Source organism: Actinoplanes sp. NPDC049265, assembly GCF_043197135.1.
GTDB lineage: Bacteria > Actinomycetota > Actinomycetes > Mycobacteriales > Micromonosporaceae > Actinoplanes.
On the sequence record NZ_JBICSP010000018.1, the window covers coordinates 1 to 17,511 of the forward strand.

15 protein-coding genes and 1 pseudogene are annotated in these 17,511 nt (G+C 69.9%); 12 read left to right on the top strand and 4 right to left on the bottom strand.

Going from position 1 to position 17,511, the window contains the following annotated elements; all coding sequences use genetic code 11:
• Positions 1-375 precede the first annotated feature (375 nt).
• A complete protein-coding gene (locus tag ACGFIO_RS33360) occupies positions 376-879 on the bottom strand; it encodes a hypothetical protein (protein WP_392832496.1) in 504 nt (167 codons plus the stop codon).
• A 104-nt stretch (positions 880-983) separates the two neighbouring features.
• Between ACGFIO_RS33360 and ruvC the strand changes: the two genes are divergently transcribed.
• From ruvC to ACGFIO_RS33400, 8 genes and pseudogenes are all read left to right on the top strand, one after another.
• Positions 984-1,550 (top strand): crossover junction endodeoxyribonuclease RuvC, encoded by a 567-nt coding sequence (gene ruvC, locus ACGFIO_RS33365; protein ID WP_392832499.1) that lies wholly within the window; start codon positions 984-986, stop codon positions 1,548-1,550.
• Positions 1,547-2,152 carry a Holliday junction branch migration protein RuvA gene (gene ruvA, locus ACGFIO_RS33370; RefSeq protein ID WP_392832502.1) on the top strand — a complete coding sequence of 202 codons (606 nt, stop codon included), beginning with the start codon at positions 1,547-1,549 and terminating at the stop codon, positions 2,150-2,152. The genes ruvC and ruvA overlap by 4 nt, the downstream gene beginning before the upstream one ends.
• Positions 2,149-3,192 (top strand): Holliday junction branch migration DNA helicase RuvB, encoded by a 1,044-nt coding sequence (gene ruvB, locus ACGFIO_RS33375; protein WP_392832504.1) that lies wholly within the window; start codon positions 2,149-2,151, stop codon positions 3,190-3,192. The genes ruvA and ruvB overlap by 4 nt, the downstream gene beginning before the upstream one ends.
• Positions 3,193-3,363: 171 nt before the next feature.
• Positions 3,364-3,702 (top strand): preprotein translocase subunit YajC, encoded by a 339-nt coding sequence (gene yajC / locus ACGFIO_RS33380; protein ID WP_392832506.1) that lies wholly within the window; start codon positions 3,364-3,366, stop codon positions 3,700-3,702.
• Positions 3,703-3,847: 145 nt separating this feature from the next.
• Complete coding sequence (gene secD, locus ACGFIO_RS33385) at positions 3,848-5,776, top strand: protein translocase subunit SecD (RefSeq protein ID WP_392832508.1); 1,929 nt, start codon at positions 3,848-3,850, stop codon at positions 5,774-5,776.
• Position 5,777: 1 nt separating this feature from the next.
• Complete coding sequence (gene secF / locus ACGFIO_RS33390; protein WP_392832511.1) at positions 5,778-6,998, top strand: protein translocase subunit SecF; 1,221 nt, start codon at positions 5,778-5,780, stop codon at positions 6,996-6,998.
• Positions 6,999-7,219: 221 nt separating this feature from the next.
• Positions 7,220-7,756, top strand: a complete 537-nt coding sequence (locus ACGFIO_RS33395; RefSeq protein WP_392832514.1) for an adenine phosphoribosyltransferase — start codon at positions 7,220-7,222, stop codon at positions 7,754-7,756.
• Positions 7,757-8,280: 524 nt separating this feature from the next.
• Positions 8,281-10,554, top strand: a pseudogene (locus tag ACGFIO_RS33400) (RelA/SpoT family protein); the annotation flags it as partial.
• Positions 10,555-10,823: 269 nt separating this feature from the next.
• Here the strand turns inward: ACGFIO_RS33400 and ACGFIO_RS33405 are convergent.
• Together ACGFIO_RS33405 and ACGFIO_RS33410 are read right to left on the bottom strand one after the other, a co-directional pair.
• The gene (locus tag ACGFIO_RS33405) at positions 10,824-11,696 is read right to left on the bottom strand and encodes a peptidylprolyl isomerase (protein ID WP_392832517.1); all 873 of its coding nucleotides are present in this window, start codon (positions 11,694-11,696) and stop codon (positions 10,824-10,826) included.
• A 32-nt stretch (positions 11,697-11,728) separates the two neighbouring features.
• A complete protein-coding gene (locus ACGFIO_RS33410; protein WP_392832519.1) occupies positions 11,729-12,604 on the bottom strand; it encodes a peptidylprolyl isomerase in 876 nt (291 codons plus the stop codon).
• A 202-nt stretch (positions 12,605-12,806) separates the two neighbouring features.
• Between ACGFIO_RS33410 and ACGFIO_RS33415 the strand changes: the two genes are divergently transcribed.
• Together ACGFIO_RS33415 and hisS are read left to right on the top strand one after the other, a co-directional pair.
• Positions 12,807-13,490: an MBL fold metallo-hydrolase gene (locus tag ACGFIO_RS33415; protein WP_392832521.1), complete on the top strand. Its 684-nt coding sequence runs from the start codon at positions 12,807-12,809 to the stop codon at positions 13,488-13,490.
• A gap of 56 nt (positions 13,491-13,546) precedes the next feature.
• Positions 13,547-14,872 carry a histidine--tRNA ligase gene (hisS, locus tag ACGFIO_RS33420; RefSeq protein ID WP_392832524.1) on the top strand — a complete coding sequence of 442 codons (1,326 nt, stop codon included), beginning with the start codon at positions 13,547-13,549 and terminating at the stop codon, positions 14,870-14,872.
• Here the strand turns inward: hisS and ACGFIO_RS33425 are convergent.
• On the bottom strand, positions 14,859-15,362 hold the full coding sequence (locus ACGFIO_RS33425; RefSeq protein ID WP_392832526.1) for a PaaI family thioesterase: 504 nt from the start codon (positions 15,360-15,362) through the stop codon (positions 14,859-14,861). The two genes, hisS and ACGFIO_RS33425, sit on opposite strands and share 14 nt — an antisense overlap.
• A 54-nt stretch (positions 15,363-15,416) precedes the next feature.
• Between ACGFIO_RS33425 and ACGFIO_RS33430 the strand changes: the two genes are divergently transcribed.
• On the top strand, positions 15,417-15,890 hold the full coding sequence (locus ACGFIO_RS33430) for a winged helix-turn-helix transcriptional regulator (RefSeq protein WP_392832528.1): 474 nt from the start codon (positions 15,417-15,419) through the stop codon (positions 15,888-15,890).
• Positions 15,887-17,449: an MFS transporter gene (locus ACGFIO_RS33435; protein ID WP_392832530.1), complete on the top strand. Its 1,563-nt coding sequence runs from the start codon at positions 15,887-15,889 to the stop codon at positions 17,447-17,449. Before ACGFIO_RS33430 ends, ACGFIO_RS33435 begins: the two co-directional genes overlap by 4 nt.
• Positions 17,450-17,511: the final 62 nt, after the last annotated feature.

Consider the following 17,511-nt stretch of genomic DNA (forward strand, 5'->3'; position numbering starts at 1 on the left):
AACCCACCGAACACCGCGCCCTACAACGCCTACTCACCCAACACCCCACCACCGGTTGACACAGGGCACTCCCGCCGAGGGTCGCTTCGCTCCACCTGCGTAAGCGGTCACCCTCCAACCCCAACAGTGGTAGCCGGGCGCGCCCTTCCTTCCGGCTACCACTCCCTGCGGGAGTGATAGCCGGGCGCGCTTTCCGTGCGGCGGGGGTCGCTCGGGGCTACCACTGGACGTGCGCTCGCGGCCGCAGTGAGGGTGAGTGGGCAGGCTGCGGGCACGGCCGCCCGACTTTGAGTGACGCCAAGGGTAAGCGCGCCGCCAACAGGGTGGCCGCCGAGGGGTGGGCCGCCAAAGGGTGGGTGGGCCGTCGAGGGTGAGTCAGTACTCGACGGTGGGTGGGATCAGGCTCAGGAAGACGGCGACCGCCGCGACAATGACGATCACGGTGCGGACGATCTTGTGGAGCTGCGCTCGATGGCGGGCATCGGCCCAGGCGATCGCCGCCTCGGCCATAGGCGCCGTGGCCAGGCGAACCGTGGAACTGAGCACCTCGGCCTTACGGACCGCATAGCTGGCCGGGAAATGCGCGGCCTGATAAACCGGCCGCAAAACGCTGACCTCGACCTGATAGATCTGCTCCTCACGCCACTGTTTACCCCGCAGGGCCAGCCGTTTGGCGACGAAGGCGCGGGCCTCGTCGGTGTGCGACAGGCGGGCCCGCAGCGACAGTCGGCGCCAGTGCAGGGCCAGGTCGCTGAGGACCAGGGCGGCGAGGCCGACGGACTGCTCGGCGCCGCCGGTCAGACGGTTCGCCTCGGCCGACATCCACGGGAGACGGTCCGCGACGAAGTCGACGAACTCACGCGGGGGCTCGTCGTCCATCGGCGGCACGAGATACACGTCTCAGCTTGGAGGCGTGTCGCCGGTGAAGCAAGATGCGCCATCCACTACTGTTCATCGAACACACGTACAGGGAGGTTGGGCTGGTGCGCGTGCTCGGCATCGACCCGGGGCTCACCCGTTGCGGCGTCGGCGTCGTCGAGGGCGTGCCGGGGCGGCCGGGCAAGCTGGTCGGCTACTACGTGGTCTACACCGAGCCGGAGGACGACATCGCCCTGCGGCTGCTGCACCTCGACCGGTCGCTGGCCGACCTGGTCGCCGAGCACCAGCCCGAGAGCGTCGCCGTCGAGCGGGTGTTCTCCCAGCACAACGTACGGACGGTGATGGGCACGGCCCAGGCCAGCGCGGTCGCGATCCTGTCCGGGGCGCGGGCCGGGCTGCCGGTCCAGACCTACACGCCGAGTGAGGTCAAGGCGGCCGTCACCGGCTCCGGGACGGCCGGCAAGGCACAGGTCACCGCGATGGTCACCCGGCTGCTGGGGCTGGACGCGCCACCCAAGCCGGCCGACGCCGCCGACGCGCTCGCTCTCGCCATCTGCCACATCTGGCGGGGCGGCACCCGGGCCCGGATCGAGGCCGCGGCCGCCCGGGCCAGGCAGGTCGCCGCCGCGCAGCGGACCGCCCAGCGGAGAGTCAGGGGAGGGGTTCGATGATCGCCAGCGTGCGTGGCGTGGTCGCCTCGATCGCGCCGGACAGCGCGGTCGTCGAGGTCGGCGGCGTCGGCCTGCAGCTGCAGTGCGCTCCGGGCACGCTGGCGGGGCTCAAGGCCGGCCAGGAGGCCCGGCTGGCGGCCAGCCTGGTCGTCCGGGAAGACTCGCTCACCCTCTACGGGTTCGCCGACGACGACGAGAAACAGCTCTTCGAGCTGCTCCAGACGGCCAGCGGGGTGGGTCCGCGGCTCGCTCAGGCGGTGCTCGCGGTTCATCACCCCGACGCGGTACGCCGAGCCATCAGCGGCGGCGACCTGAACGCGCTGACCAAGGTTCCGGGCATCGGCAAGAAGGGCGCCGAGCGGATGGTCCTCGAGCTGCGCGACAAGATCGGGCCGGTCGGCGTGCTCGGCGCCGCGGCCACCGGCTCGCCGCGGCCCGGCGACTGGCAGGAGCAGGTGCGGCAGGGCGTGCTCGCCCTGGGCTGGACGGCGTCGCAGGCCGACCAGGCGGTGGCCGCCGTCGCCGAGACCGTGGACGGTGAGGTGCCGGCGGTGCCGGTGCTCCTGCGGCAGGCGATCAGGCTGCTCGGGCGTACCCGATGAATGACGATCTGGTCTCGCCCGAGGTCGACGAGACCGAACTGGACGCGGAGGCCAGTGTCCGGCCCAAGCGGCTGACCGAGTTCATCGCCCAGCACCGGGTCCGCGATCAGCTCGACCTGCTGCTCAAGGGTGCGATGAAGCGGGGCAGCCCGCCCGACCACATCCTGCTCTCCGGCCCGCCCGGCCTGGGCAAGACCACCCTGGCCAACATCGTGGCGGCCGAGCTGGGCAGCGGCATCCGCACCACCAGCGGGCCGGTGATCGAGCGGTCCGGCGATCTGGCCGCCATCCTCACCGGGCTGGCCGAGGGTGACGTCCTGTTCATCGACGAGATCCACCGCATCGCCAAGCCGGCCGAGGAACTCCTGTACAGCGCGATGGAGGACTTCCGGGTCGACGTGGTGGTCGGCAAGGGGCCCGGCGCCACCGCTATCCCGCTCGACGTCGAGCCGTTCACGCTGGTCGGCGCGACCACCCGGGCCGGGCTGCTGTCGGGGCCGATGCGTGACCGGTTCGGTTTCGTCGCGCATCTCGACTTCTACTCACCGGACGATCTGGACGCCCTGTTGCACCGGTCGGCGCGGATCCTCGGGGTGCCGATCACGCCGGAGGGCGCGCGGGAGATCGCCGGGCGTTCCCGGGGCACGCCGCGCATCGCCAACCGGTTGCTCCGCCGGGTGCGTGACTATGCCGAGGTCCGTGGCGACGGGGTGGTAACCCACGGCGCCGCGCTCGAGGCGCTCAAGGTCTACGACGTCGACGCGCTGGGGCTGGACCGGCTCGACCGGGCGGTGCTGCGGGCGTTGATCGAGTCGTTCCGGGGCGGGCCGGTCGGGCTGTCCACGCTGGCGGTGGCCGTGGGGGAGCAGTCGGACACGGTGGAAGAGGTGTGTGAGCCGTTCCTGGTGCGGGCGGGGCTGCTGGCGCGTACGCCGCGTGGTCGTGTCGCCACCGAGGCCGGCTGGTTCCACCTCGGCAAGGCGCCGCCGTCCGACGGGCGGGCCGTGCAGGCCGACCTCTTCGCTCGCGATGACACCTGATCGGGGGATGGCGGAAAACGGCCCGTAATCGGACCGATACCGGAGGCGCGTAGGGACTTCCCAGCTAGAGGGATTAGACTCGCCGCCGATCGAGTGGGATGTGTGTTCCCTCAGGAAGGCTTTCTCGTGCCAAATTTCGCAGCGGCAGCGCAGGGTGGCAGCGGCAGCTTCATGCCGCTCGTGCTCATCGTCCTGCTCTTCGCCGTCATGTATTTCATGATGATCCGCCCGCAGCAGAAGCGCCGTCGTGAGGCGCAGGCGATGCAGTCGACTCTCGGCCCCGGCGACGAGATCGTCACCATCGGCGGGTTGCACGCGACAGTGGTCTCGGTCGACGACGATGTGGTCACCGTGGAGATCGCGCCCGGCGTCAACGCCCGCTTCGCCCGTCCGGCCATCGCTCGCGTCGTCACCAGCGTGGGCGTGCCCGAGGAGCCCGAGCCGGAGCCCGAGGTTCCGGTGGCCGACGAGCCGGTCAGCCCGGTCGTCGAGACGCGCAAGAAGGACTGATTTCTTTCCGTCGGCTGCCCCAATGTCACGGGGCAGCCGACGATGTGAAAAATAGGCATAATCGTCGCCGGCGCGGGCTGCCGGCGACGTCCGCCATGCTCACCCCACCTCGCCGGCCCATTCCGTACTAGGGAGATTCACAGCCGTGGCACGACCACCACAGGGGCAGCAACATCCCGGGCGGCAACTCGCCGTGCTCGGCCTGATCTTCATCATCCTCTACAGCATCGCCTTCCTCGGGTTCGGTGCGAAGGGCAGCTTCACCGAGCGCCTGCACCCCAAGCTCGGCCTCGACCTGGTCGGCGGCACCCAGGCCGTCTACGTGGCGTCGCTGGCGTCCAACGGCCAGGCGCCGACGCAGCAGAGCATGGAAGAGGCCCGGCGGATCATCGAGAGCCGGGTCAACGCGCTCGGTGTCTCCGAGGCCGAGGTGGTTGTCGAGGGCAACCGCAACATCGTGGTCTCCCTCGCCGGTGAGGCCAACGACCAGCTCAAGAACGTCGGCCAGGCCGCGCAGATGCGCTTCCGCAAGGTGCTGCAGGCCAGCGGCGACGTGGCCGCGCAGGCGATCAACCCGCCGGCCGTGCAGCCCAGTGGCGCGCCGTCCGCGCCGGCCCCGGGAGCCTCCGGTCCCGTTCCGGGCGCACCGACCGCTCCGGTGCCGTCGGGCAACACCGGTGGGCAGGGCGGTGGCGAGGTCGAGAAGGCTCCGGCACCCAGCGCCACGCCGAGCGCACCGGTGTCGGCCGCGCCCGCACCGGCGCCGTCGCCGACCGGCAGTGCCGCCGCGGTCCCGCCGAACCAGAAGGCTCTGATCGCCGAGATCGAGAAGAAGGTCGGCCCGGCCCTGTACGCCGCGGCGACCAAGCTCGCCGCGCCGGTCGATCTGTCCACCGACCCGAACGCCGGCAAGCAGTTCGCGAAGTTCAACACGCTGAACGGCCCCGAGGTCAACGCCCTCTCGCCGCAGATGCAGTTCTTCATCCCGACGATCAGCTGCGACCAGCTCAACGCCCGGCCCAACGGCGCCATCGACAACCCCGACGCGCAGGTCGTCACCTGTGACTCGGGCGCCAAGATGCTGCTCGACGTGGCCAAGGTGATCGGCACCGACATCTCCGACGCCAGCCCGCAGATGGACCAGCAGCAGGGCCAGTGGGTCGTGTCGCTGGACTTCTCCTCCGCGGGCCAGCCGAAGTGGACCAAGCTGACCCGCGAGGCGTTCACGCCGGCCCAGGGCGACACCTGCCTCACCGCCGCCCAGGCCGTCTCCTCCGGCGCCACCCACTGCCTGGTCGCGGTGGTCCTGGACAAGAAGATCATCTCGGCTCCGGAGATCCAGGGCGTGCTGTCCGGCCAGTCGCAGATCACCGGCCAGTTCACCGCCGCCTCGGCCCGTGAGCTCGCCAACCAGATCAAGTACGGCGCGCTGCCGGTCACGTTCGACAACGCCACCGCGCAGACGGTCACCGCGACGCTGGGCATCAAGCAGCTCGAGGCCGGTCTGCTCGCCGCCGGCATCGGCATGGCGCTGGTGGCCATCTACGCGTTCTTCTACTACCGCCTGCTCGGCACGGTGATCTTCCTCAGTCTCATCCTGTCCGGTCTGCTGACCTTCGCCGCGCTGGTCATCCTCGGCCGCTCGGCCGGGTTCACGCTGACCCTGGCCGGCATAGCGGGCTTCATCGTGTCACTGGGTGTCGCGGCCGACTCGTTCGTCATCTACTTCGAACGACTCAAGGACGAGATCCACGAGGGTCGAAGTCCGCGAAGTGCGGTGCCACGGGCGTGGGCCCGCGCGCGGCGTACCATCATCTCGGCGAACACCATCACGATCATGGCCGCGGTGGTCCTCTACATCGTGTCGGTCGGCGTGGTTCAGGGCTTCGCGTTCGCGCTCGGCCTCTCCACCATCCTCGACCTGGTCGTGGTGTTCCTGTTCCGGCACCCGATCATGACGATGTTCGCGAACACCAAGGCGTTCCTGTCGCCACGGGTCAGTGGCCTCGGCCGCGTCCTCAAGAACGCCACCACCGACGAGCCGGTCAAGGGCCGGCGCGTGAAGGAGGCCTGACATGGCCAAGCAGGGACTCGCCGATCGCCTCTATCGCGGTGAGGCGAACCTCAACATCATCGGCCGGCGCCGCACCTGGTTCATCGTGGCCGCCGCCCTGGTCCTGATCGCGATCGGCAGCTTCGCCATCCGCGGCTTCGTCCTCGGCATCGAGTTCAAGGGCGGCAGCCAGCTCATCATGCCGGCCACCATCGGTACGCAGAAGGAAGCGGAAGACGCCGTCCGCAAGGCCATCGACACGGCCAACGTCGGCGAGGAAGCACAGGTGACCGCGGCGCAGCGGGTCGGCAGCGGTCCCGACGCCAACTACACCGTGCGCACCTCGGCGCTGTCCCAGGACGAGGCCACCGCGGTCAAGTCGGCGCTGGTCGCCGATCTGGGCGTGCCGGCTGAGAAGATCAGCGACAACCGGGTGTCGGCGGCGTGGGGTGGCCAGGTCACCCGGCAGGCCCTCATCGGCCTCGCGATCTTCCTCGTGCTCGTCATGGCGTACCTGGTGATCCGCTTCGAATGGCGAATGGCCGCGGCGGCCGTGTCGTCGCTGCTGCTCGACCTGATCCTCACCGCCGGCGTGTACTCGCTGGTCGGCTTCGAGGTGACGCCGTCGACCGTGATCGGCTTCCTGACGATTCTGGGCTTCTCGCTCTACGACGTGGTCGTGGTGTTCGACAAGGTCCAGGAGAACACCCGGGGCATCACGGGCGGCAGCAGCCGGACGTACGCGGAGGCGACCAACCTGGCGGTCAACCAGACGCTGATGCGGTCGATCAACACCGGTCTGGTCGCGTTGCTTCCGGTCGGCGGTCTGCTCTTCATCGGGGCCGGCCTGCTGGGGGCGGGCACGTTGAAGGACCTCGGCCTGGTGCTCTTCGTGGGTATGGGTCTGGGCGTTCTCTCCTCGATCATGTTCGCGTCGCCGCTGCTGACCGCGTTGAAGGACCAGGAGCCGCGGATCAAGTCGCACAACGCCCGGGTCCTCACCCGCCGGGCCGCGGGGCGGTCAGGAGATGTCGCGCCGCGCAAGAAGGCGGCCAAGTCCACTGCCTCGGCCACCGACGCCGAGCCGGAAGTGGCGCCGGTGCCGGACGATGCGCCGGTGGCCTCGCTGGCGTCCTCCTCGCCTCGGCCGGGGGCGCGTCCCACCTCGGGGCGCAACACGAACCGGAGTGGGCGTCCCGGTGGGTCGGGTAACCGGCCCGGAGGCGGCAAGAAGCGCCGCTGATCTCTTGGGCCGTGGGTCGCAGCCTCGGCTGGACTGCGAAACACGGCCGAGTCGCCCGAGCGGCCCGCCACATCACTTGTGGCGGGCCGCTCGGCGTTCGGTGGCCGCTCGGCGTTCGGTGGCCGCTCGGCGTTCGGTGGCCGCTCGGCGTTCGGTGGCCGCTCGGCGTTCGGTGGCCGCTCGGCGTTCGGGGTCAAGATGGGGGCCGGTAGGGTTGGGCGGTGCGTGAGACTGCGGATCTGGCCGCACTGGTGGCCGGCAAGGTGCTCGATGTGCCGGATTTCCCCAAGCCCGGGATCGTGTTCAAGGACCTGATGCCGCTGTTCGCCGACGGGGCGGTGTTCCGGCAGGTGATCGACGGGATCATCGCGTTCCACGGGTCCGGCTCGTTCGATGTCGTCGCCGGGGTCGAGGCCCGTGGGTTCGTAGTGGCCGCGGCCATCGCCTACGCCGAAGGCACCGGCGTGGTGCCGATCCGCAAGGCGGGGAAGCTGCCTCGGGCGGTGCATTCGGCCTCCTACGCGCTGGAGTACGGCGAGGCGACCCTCGAGGTGCACCAGGATGCCTTCGTGGCCGGACAGCGGGTCCTGGTCGTCGACGATGTGCTGGCCACGGGTGGCACCGCCGCGGCGGCACTGGATCTGGTAGAGCGGTCCGGCGGGGCGGTCTCCGGGTTTACCGTTCTGATGGAACTGGGATTCCTGGACGGCCGGAAGCGGCTGGCACCGCGCGAGGTGCACGCGCTCCTGACGGTCTAGGGTCTGACTGGTGGACGAGCCAGGGCTGCGGCGTGGCCCAGAGCGCACTCGACAGCCGCCGCAAAACACCCAAATACGACACGAGTATTCGGGGCTTTGCGCCGGTTGCCAGCCACCCTCTGGGTCTCGCCTCGCCCTTGGCTGATCCACCAGTCAGATCCTGGCCGGGTTTTCAGGTGTTCGGGCCGGGAGCCGCGGGAAGACCAGGCAGGTAGGATGGCGTTCCCAAGCAGGTGAGCAGTGAGGTGAGGAGGCCGGTGTCCAGCGACGTCGCACCCTCGACGGAGGACACGGTGCAGCCGGGTGGGTCCAGCGCGGCGGTTGAGGCCGGCGCGGCGGGAGAGGCCGCGCCTCCGGCGACGACCTCGGCCGTTGATCACGAGGCTCACGCTGCGCAGAACGGCGAGGGTCAAAACGGCACAGCAAGCCCGGCCGCCGACGCTCCGGCGTCCAAGGCCGCACCGGGCGGTAAGCCCGGTGACGGCGAGGCCACCCCGGCGGTGCCACCGGTGGACGAGTCCTCCGGCGGGTTCGGGTTGGCCAGCGCGCCGACCGGGCGGCGGGTTCGGGCCCGGCTGGCCCGGTTCAACGCGCCCTGGCAGAGTACGCAGGTCAGCGAAGTGCTCGAGCCGCTGATCGCCACCCACCGAGCCTCGCACCCCAAGGCCGACGGACGGGCGCTGCAGCGGGCCTTCGACGTGGCGGCCCGATGGCACTCCGGTCAATACCGCAAGTCCGGCGACCCGTACATCACGCATCCGCTGGCGGTGGCGACGATCCTCGCCAACCTCGGCATGGACACCACCACGCTGGTGGCGGCGCTGCTGCACGACACGATCGAGGACACCGACTACTCGCTGGACTCGATGCGGGAAGACTTCGGGCCCGAGGTGGCGCTGCTGGTCGACGGCGTGACCAAGCTCGACCGGGTCAAGCTGGGCGACGCGGCCAAGGCCGAGACGATCCGCAAGATGGTCGTGGCGATGGCCAAGGACCCCCGGGTGCTCGTCATCAAGCTGGCCGACCGCCTGCACAACATGCGTACCCTGACCTTCCTCCCGCGGGCCAAGCAGGAGCAGAAGGCCAAGGAGACGCTCGAGATCCTGGCGCCGCTGGCCCACCGGCTCGGTATGAACACGATCAAGTGGGAGCTCGAGGACCTGGCCTTCGGGACGCTGTTCCCGAAGCGGTTCGAAGAGATCAACCGGCTCATCGGCGAGCACCAGCCCCAGCGGGAGGCGCTGCTGCGCCAGGTGACGAACCGGGTCTCGCTCGACCTGAAGTCGGCGAAGATCAAGGCGGAGACGACCGGGCGGCCAAAGCACCTCTACTCGATCTATCAGAAGATGATCGTGCGAGGGCGGGACTTCAACGACATCTACGACCTGGTCGGCGTACGCATCCTGGTCGACACGGTCCGCGACTGCTACGCGGCGCTCGGCGTCATCCACGCGAACTGGCAGCCGGTGCCCGGCCGGTTCAAGGACTACATCGCGATGCCGAAGTTCAACATGTACCAATCCCTGCACACGACCGTGATCGGGCCGACCGGGAAGCCGGTCGAGATGCAGATCCGCACGTTCGCGATGCACCGCACGGCCGAGTTCGGCATCGCCGCGCACTGGAAGTACAAGGAGCAGAAGGGCGCGACGATCGTCGGCCCGCCGGCCCACATCGACGAGATGACCTGGCTGCGGCAGCTGCTGGACTGGCAGCGGGAGGCGAGCGACCCGTCCGAGTTCCTGGACGCGCTGCGTTTCGACCTGTCCAGCCAGGAGGTGTACGTCTTCACCCCCAAGGGCGACGTCATCCCGCTGCCGACCGGGTCGACGCCGGTGGACTTCGCGTACGCGGTGCACACCGAGGTCGGCCACAAGTGCATCGGCGCCCGGGTGAACGGCAAGCTGGTGCCGCTGGAGTCCACGTTGTCCAACGGCGACGTGATCGAGATCTTCACGTCGAAGTCGGCGACGGCCGGCCCGACGCAGGACTGGCTCGGGTTCGTCAAGAGCCCGCGCGCACGTACGAAGATCCGCCAGTACTTCAACAAGGAGCGTCGCGAGGAAGCGATCGAGATCGGCAAGGATTCCATCGTCAAGGCGATGCGTAAGCAGGGCCTGCCCCTGCAGCGCATGATGACGACGGAAAACCTGCAGACGATCGCCCGCGATCTGCACCTGGCCGACCTCGCGTCGCTCTATGCCGCGGTCGGCGACAACACCGTCTCGGCCCAGTCCGTGGTGCAAAAGCTGGTGGCCGGTTTCGGCGGCGAGGAGGGCGCGGTCGAGGACATCGCCGAGACCGCCGTCGCGACCCGCCCGCCCCGCAACCGCCAGACCGCGCAGGACCCGGGCGTGGTGGTCAAGGGTGTCAGCGACGTCTGGGTCAAGCTGGCCCGCTGTTGTACGCCGGTGCCGGGCGACGCCGTCTTCGGTTTCGTCACCCGCTCGGGTGGCGTGAGCGTGCACCGCGAGGACTGCGCCAACGCCGAGGATCTGCGCGAGCAGACCGAACGCGTGGTCGAGGTGAGCTGGAAGCCGACGTCGGCGTCCACGTTCCTGGTGGCGATCCAGGTCGAGGCGCTCGACCGGCACAAGCTGCTGGCCGACGTGACCCGGGTGCTGTCCGAGGAACGGGTCAACATCCTGTCGGCCACGGTGACCACGACCCGCGATCGGGTGGCGGTCAGCCGGTTCACGTTCGAGATGGCCGACCCGAAACACCTGGGCCACCTGGTCGCCGCGGTGCGCAAGGTGGACGGTGTCTTCGACGCCTACCGAGTGACGTCCGGCGCCTGAGCGAAGCCGCGCCTGCGAAGGTGCATGCCCGTCAACGAGCGAGGGTCAACGGGCGCGGGTCAACGGGCGCGGGTCAACCGGCGCGGGTCAACCGGCGCGGGTCAACGAGCGCGGGTCAACGAGCGCGGGTCAACGAGCGCGGGTCAACGAGCGCGGGTCAACGAGCGCGCCGGTGAACAAGCGCGCGGGGCGCCGGACGGCAAGGGCCAGGGGCGGGCATGGAAAAGGCGGGCCTCTCGGGGAGGCCCGCCTTTTGGCGTGTCAGGCGATCAGGCCGCGGCCATGGTCAGCGACTTGATCTCCAGCTCGACCTTCGGGTGGCCGTCGCCGGGGCCGTTGGCGTCGTCGACGCCGCCCTTGGCGATCTTCTGCACGACGTCCATGCCCGCCGTGATGCTGCCCAGCAGGGTGTAGTCGGGCGGGAGCGGCGTCTCGCCGTACACGATGAAGAACTGGCTGCCGGTCGAGGCCGGCTCCTGGGTCTTGGCCATCGCGATCGAGCCCACGGGGTACGCCGGCGGGCCGCTGGGCTTGCCGTCGGGGCCGGTGGAGGCACCGGAGTTGGTGGGCAGGTTCTCCTCGGCGTACCGGAAGGACGGCCCGCCGGTGCCGTCGGTCTGCCTGTACCCCTTGCCCTTGGCGGTCGGGTCACCGCACTGCAGCACCTTGATGCCCTGGGTGGTCATCCGGTGGCACTTGGAGCCGTCCCAGAACTTCTTCGACGCCAGGAACTCGAACGCCGACGCCGTGCAGGGCGTCTTCGACTTGTCCACAGTGGCGGTGATCGGGCCGAGCGACGAGGTGATCGTCAGCGTGTCCTTGCCGGTGTTGGCGGCGTTCGGCGGCGGGGTGCCGACGTCGACGGGCTTGGCGCCGCCCTGGGCCTCGCCTCCGGCCTCGGGTTTCCAGGTGCAGGCGACGGTGCCGGGTGGGGGCGAGCCCGCCTCGTTCTTCGGCTTGTCGTCGTCACCGAGCGCGCTGACCAGCCAGACGGCGCCCCCGGCGATGACCACGACGGCGATTGCCGAGGCGATGATGACCTGGCGCTGACGGCGCTTGCGGGCGGCCTCCGCGCGCTCGGCCATCTCCTTCTCGAGCCGGGCTCGCGCCGCCGCGCGCTGCCGGTCCTTTATCGACGACACGGTTGTCCTCCTGCTGTGCTGACTGACCTATTTCAGGACTGGGTGCTCGCCGACGGTGCGGGTGCGGGAGCGTCGCCGGCAACGGCGTCACCCACGGTCAGCGACTGGATCAGGATCTTGTCCTTGGGCTTGACCTTGTCACCGTTGGTGTTCGCCACGGTAGGCATCTTGGCGATCTTGGTGAGCGTGTCCTGGCCGCCGGTGACCTTGCCGATGATCGGATACTGTGCCTGGTCCTTCGGCGAGTAGTCCTTGAGGAACACCAGGAACTGGCTGCCGTTGTTGCCGGGCGGGTCGCTGATCAGGGCGACCGTCCCGGCCGGGTAGGCCGGGGTGGCCGGCTTGGGCGCGGCCGACGTGCTCGGGTCGGGCGTCGGCACGGTCGGTACGTCTTCGTTGTAGAACGTGTACGTCGGGCCGCCGAGCCCGTTGCCGCTGGTGTCGCCGCAGTGCAGGGCGCCGAACGCGGTGATCTCGGTGCATTCGGTGTTGTCGTAGAACTTCTTCGACGCCAGGTAGTGCATGCTCTCGCCGCCGCACGGGGACGTCGTGAGGTTGAGGCTGGCGGTGATCGGTGCGCCCTGGTTGGTGGTGACCGTCAGCGGGCGGGTGCCGGTGGTCGGGATGCCGTCGGTGGGCGGGGTGCCGACGTCCTTGAGGGCGGGCTGGTTGGCGGCGCTCTGCGGGGTCCACACGCAAATGTCGTCGGCGGCGGGGTCGGTCGGCGGGTCGCTGTCGAACACGCCGCCCAGCCAGGCGATGCCGCCGGCGATCAGCAGGACCGCGAGCCCGGCGCCGACGCCGGCCCGGACACGCCGGGTGCGCCGCTGCTTGACCGCGCGCTTTTGCATCTGCCGGTCGAGTTTTTCGCGCGCCAGCTTGCGCTGCCGGTCCTTGCTGGATGCCACCGAGTGGTTCCCTTCCCGTCGCACTGTGGCGGAGGCCTCACGCCACACCGCGAGAGAGTGTACGGGTATGGCCTGAGAAAGTGGTGTGCGCCCGCCACTAGACCAAGTTCCAAATTCGCCAACAGGGTCCCACCCCGGGAAAGAATTTGAAACCCGGCCTAAGCTCATACGATCGACCGTTCTATTCGAGGAGAGACACGCCGTGCTGGTCACCGGCTTCCCGGCTGAGGCATTCGGGACCAACTGTTATGTCGTGGCGCCCGCGCCCGGCGAGCAGTGCCTGATCGTCGACCCGGGCGTGGGCGTGCTCGACGACCTGGCCGAGGTGCTGGCCGAGCACCGGTTGCAGCCGGCCGCCGTGCTGCTCACCCACGGCCACCTGGACCACACGTTCTCCGTCGCGCCGGTGTGCGGTGCGCGTGGCATCACCGCCTACGTCCACCCGGGCGACCGGGAGATGCTCGCCGACCCGCAGAAGGGCCTGAGCGTCAGCCTCGACCAGCTGTTCGGTGGCCGAGTGCCCTATGCCGAGCCGGAGAAGGTCGCCGAGCTGACCGACGGCGCCACGCTGAGCCTGGCCGGGCTCGAGGTGACCGTCGATCACGCACCGGGCCATACCGGCGGGTCGGTGCTGTTCCGCCTGCCCGGCGCCGGCAGCCGGTGGGAGACCGATCAGGTCTGCCTCTCGGGTGACGTGCTCTTCGCGGGATCCATCGGGCGTACCGACCTGCCGGGCGGCAGCACCGAGACGATGCTGACCAGCCTGCGGGACAAGATCCTGCCGCTGGCCGACGACACCGTTGTCCTGCCCGGTCATGGCCCCGAGACGACCATCGGCCGTGAGCGCGCCGGCAACCCGTACCTCCGGGATCTGAGCGCCTCGTAAAGGACCGGCAACCCGTACCTCCGGGATCTGAGCGCCTCGTAAAGGAAGAGAAACACGTGCCTATTTCCGGCTTCCCTGAGTGGCTCCCGCCCCAGCGGATGATCGAGCAGTACGCCCTGGACCGCATCCGGACGACCTTCGAGCTGTATGGTTTCGCGCCGCTGGAGACGCGCGCCGTCGAGCCGATCGAGACCCTGCTGAGCAAGGGCGAGACGTCCAAGGAGGTCTATCTCCTCAAGCGTCTGCAGGAAGACCCCGGAGAAGAACGAAACGACGCTGGATCATCTGACAATCTGGGCCTGCACTTCGACCTGACGGTGCCGTTCGCGCGGTTCGTGGTCGAGAACGCGGGCAAGCTCAACTTCCCGTTCCGCCGCTACCAGATCCAGAAGGTGTGGCGGGGCGAGCGCCCGCAGGAGGGCCGCTACCGCGAGTTCCTGCAGGCCGACATCGACGTGGTCGACCGCGACACGCTGCCGTTCCACTACGACACCGAGATGCCGCTGGTGATCGGGGACGTGTTCGGTGGGTTGCCGATCCCGCGGGCCACGATCCTGGTCAACAACCGCAAGGTGTGCGAGGGCTTCTATCGCGGCCTGGGGCTGACCGACACCGATCAGGTTCTGCGTACCGTGGACAAGCTCGACCGGATCGGCCCGGACAAGGTCGCGGCGCTCCTGATCGAGACCGCCGGGGCAACGCCGGCGCAGGCGGCGGCCTGTCTGGAGCTGGCCGCGATCTCGGCCGGGGACGGCTCGTTCGCCGACGCGGTGCGCAAGCTCGGCGTCGACGATCCGCTGCTGGACGAGGGCCTGGGCGAGCTGCTCCAGGTGGTCGAGACGGCCGGGCGGCACGCGCCGGGTCTGGTGCGGGCCGAGCTGAAGATCGCGCGCGGCCTGGATTACTACACCGGCACCGTCTATGAGACCCAGCTCGAGGGGTACGAGAAATTCGGCTCGATCTGCTCCGGCGGCCGGTACGACAACCTGGCGTCGTCGGGCACCGAGCGGTTCCCCGGCGTGGGCATCTCGATCGGCGTGTCCCGGATGCTCGGCCTGCTCTTCGGGCACAACGCGCTGGCCGTGTCGCGCAAGGTGCCGACCTGTGTGCTGGTGGCGCTGCCGAACGAGGAGCAGCGGGCCGACTGTGACCGGATCGCGGCGTCGCTGCGGAGCCGGGGGATCAGCACCGAGGTGGCGCCGGTCCCGGCGAAGTTCGGCAAGCAGATCCGGTTCGCCGAGCGGCGCGGCATCCCGTACGTGTGGTTCCCGGGCGAGACCGACGAGGTCAAGGACATCCGCTCGGGTGATCAGGTCGAGGCCGACGCCGCGGTCTGGGCGCCGCCGGCCGAGGACCTGAGGCCCGTGATCACTCGGGGCTGAAAATCATGCAGGACGAGGTCGCGTGCGCGACGAGCCGGCCCTTCCCGTCGGTGAGTCGCGCCTCGGCCAGGGCGGTCCGGCGGCCACGCTGGATCACCGAGCCGGTGCAGGTCAGTTCGCCGGACTCGAGGGTGACCGGGCGCAGGAACTTGACCGTGAGGTCGAGCGAGGTGTAACCCACGCCGGCCGGCAGAGTGCTGTGCACTGAGCAGCCGGTGGCGGTGTCCAGCAGCGTGGAGATGATGCCGCCGTGGACCGTGCCGAGCGGGTTGTAGTGGAACTCCTGCGGCTCGAGGTAGACGGTGACGCTGCCTTCCTCGACGGTGAAGCCGGTCATGCCGATCAGGTTCAGGACCGGCGGCGGGGGCAGCTCGCCGCGGGCCATCGTCTGGAGCAGCTCGAGGCCGCTCGCGCCGGCCGCTACCACCGGGCCGTACACGGCCGGGTCGGACCACTCGAAGGTGCGGGACCGAGGCTGGGTCTGCGTCATGGACGCAGTCCAGCACGGCTTGCTAGGTCTGTCAACGAGACCTAGCCTACTGGCATGCGTCCCGCGGCCCTCGACTACTCGGTCGACAACTGCACGATCGCCCGTGCCATGGAGATCCTCGGCGAGAAATGGACGTTGGTCGTGATGCGCGAGGTGTTCCACGGCATCCGCCGGTTCGACGACATGCGGGTCCGCACCGCGATCCCGCGGCAGGTGCTGTCCAACCGGCTGGCGATGCTGGTCGACACCGGCGTCCTGCGCAAAGTTCCCTATCGCGAGCCCGGCTCCCGCGAGCGCCACGAATACCGGCCGACCGACAAGGGGCTGGACATCTACCCGGTGCTGGTCGCGGTGGCGGCCTGGGGCGACCGGTACCTGGCCGGGCCGGAGGGGCCGCCGCAGATCTTCGTGCACCGCGACTGCGGCGCCGAGGTGCACGCCGAGCTGCACTGCGCCGCCGGTCATGCCATCGCGAGCAACCGGGACGTCGTGAGCGAGCTCGGACCGGGAGCTACGCTGCGCCAGTGAACTGGGCGCCACTGAGGAACAAGATCTTCCTCGGGCTGTGGATCGGCGTCCTGGCCAGCAACGTCGGCACCTGGATGCAGACGGTCGGCGCGCAGTGGCTGGTCGTCCGCGAGCCCGGCGCGGTCACCTGGGTCAGCCTCGTGCAGGCGGTGACCATGCTGCCGGTGCTGCTGCTGGCTCTGCCGTCGGGCGCGCTGGCCGACGAGCTCGACCGGCGGCGGCTGCTGCTCGGCGTACAACTGAGCCTCCTGGTCGTGGGTGCTGTGCTGGCCGCGTTGACCTGGGCCGGCGCGATGTCGCCGCCGCTGCTGCTGGCCTTCACCTTCGCGCTCGGGACCGGGCAGGCGCTGACCCTGCCGGCCTGGCAGGCGATCATCCCCGAGGTGGTGCCGCGCGACGAGCTGCCGGCCGCGTCGTCGCTCGGCGCGGTCAACACCAACCTGGCCCGCTCGGCCGGTCCCGCGATGGCCGGCCTGATCGTCGCGCAGGCCGGTCCGGCGGTGGTCTTCGCGCTCAACGCGCTGTCGTTCGCGATCTTCGCGGTCGCGTTGCTGCGCTGGCGGCGGCCACCGGCGAAGACGAGCACGGAGCGGTTCGTCCCGGCGCTGCGGGCCGGCGCGCGCTATGTCGAACATTCCCCCGAGGTACGCCGGATCCTGCTCCGCGTCATCCTGTTCGTGTTGCCCGGCAGCGTCATCTGGAGCCTGCTGCCGCTGGTGGCGCGGGCGGGGCTGGGCCTCGGCGCGAGCGGCTACGGCATCCTGCTGGCCGCGCTCGGGGTCGGCGCGATCGCCGGTGCGCTGCTGATGCCCCGGGTGCGGCGGTGGACCACCCCGGATGTGCTGATCGGGGCGGGCGGCTGCGCGTACACCATCGCCCTGGTCCTGATCGCTCTGATCCGGCAGCCGGTCGTCGCGGCCGGGGCGCTGGTGATCGCCGGACTGGCCTGGATGACGCTGGTGTCCCGGATGAACGCGGCGATGCAGCTGTTCCTGCCCAACTGGGTGCGGGCCCGGGGCTTCGCCGTCTACCAGGTGGTGTTCGCGGGCGGCCAGGCGGCCGGCGCGGTGATCTGGGGCCAGGTGGCGGGGCCGGGCGGGCTGCGGACGACCTTTCTGGTGGCGGCCGCGGTGATGCTGGCCGGCACGCTGACCGTACGGTGGCTGCCGCTGCACACCCACGAGGGCTCGGACCGCGGGCCGGTCAGCTACTGGCCCGAGCCGCACCTGATGCTGCAGCCGCACCTGGACGAGGGGCCGGTGATGGTCCAGGCCGTCTGGACCGTTCCGGCCGCGTCGGGCGCCGCGTTCGTCAAGGCCATGGACGCGGTACGCCGATCCCGGCAGCAGACCGGGGCCACCCGCTGGGACCTGTTCCGCGACGGCGAGCAGCCGGATCAGTACATCGAGGTGTACCTGGTGCCGACCTGGGCCGAGCACCTGGCCCAGCACGAGGACCGGCTGACCGGCACCGACGAGCACGCCGAGGAGGAGGCCGCCGCCCTCGCCACGGGCCGGCCCGAGGTCACCCATCTGCTGCCCGCGGACTCCAGCGATTAGTCCAATATTCCAGTTTTGTTGCGTTTACCCTCAAGCCATATCCGGACCGGGGTAACGGGGGC

Bases quoted from the DNA above. Each gene is read 5' to 3' on its own strand.
- ACGFIO_RS33360 (WP_392832496.1), bottom strand. From the start codon at position 879: ATGGACGACGAGCCCCCGCGTGAGTTCGTCGACTTCGTCGCGGACCGT.
- ruvA (WP_392832502.1), top strand. From the start codon at position 1,547: ATGATCGCCAGCGTGCGTGGCGTGGTCGCCTCGATCGCGCCGGACAGC.
- ruvB (WP_392832504.1), top strand. From the start codon at position 2,149: ATGAATGACGATCTGGTCTCGCCCGAGGTCGACGAGACCGAACTGGAC.
- yajC (WP_392832506.1), top strand. From the start codon at position 3,364: ATGCCGCTCGTGCTCATCGTCCTGCTCTTCGCCGTCATGTATTTCATG.
- secF (WP_392832511.1), top strand. From the start codon at position 5,778: ATGGCCAAGCAGGGACTCGCCGATCGCCTCTATCGCGGTGAGGCGAAC.
- ACGFIO_RS33425 (WP_392832526.1), bottom strand. From the start codon at position 15,362: ATGACGCAGACCCAGCCTCGGTCCCGCACCTTCGAGTGGTCCGACCCG.
- ACGFIO_RS33430 (WP_392832528.1), top strand. From the start codon at position 15,417: ATGCGTCCCGCGGCCCTCGACTACTCGGTCGACAACTGCACGATCGCC.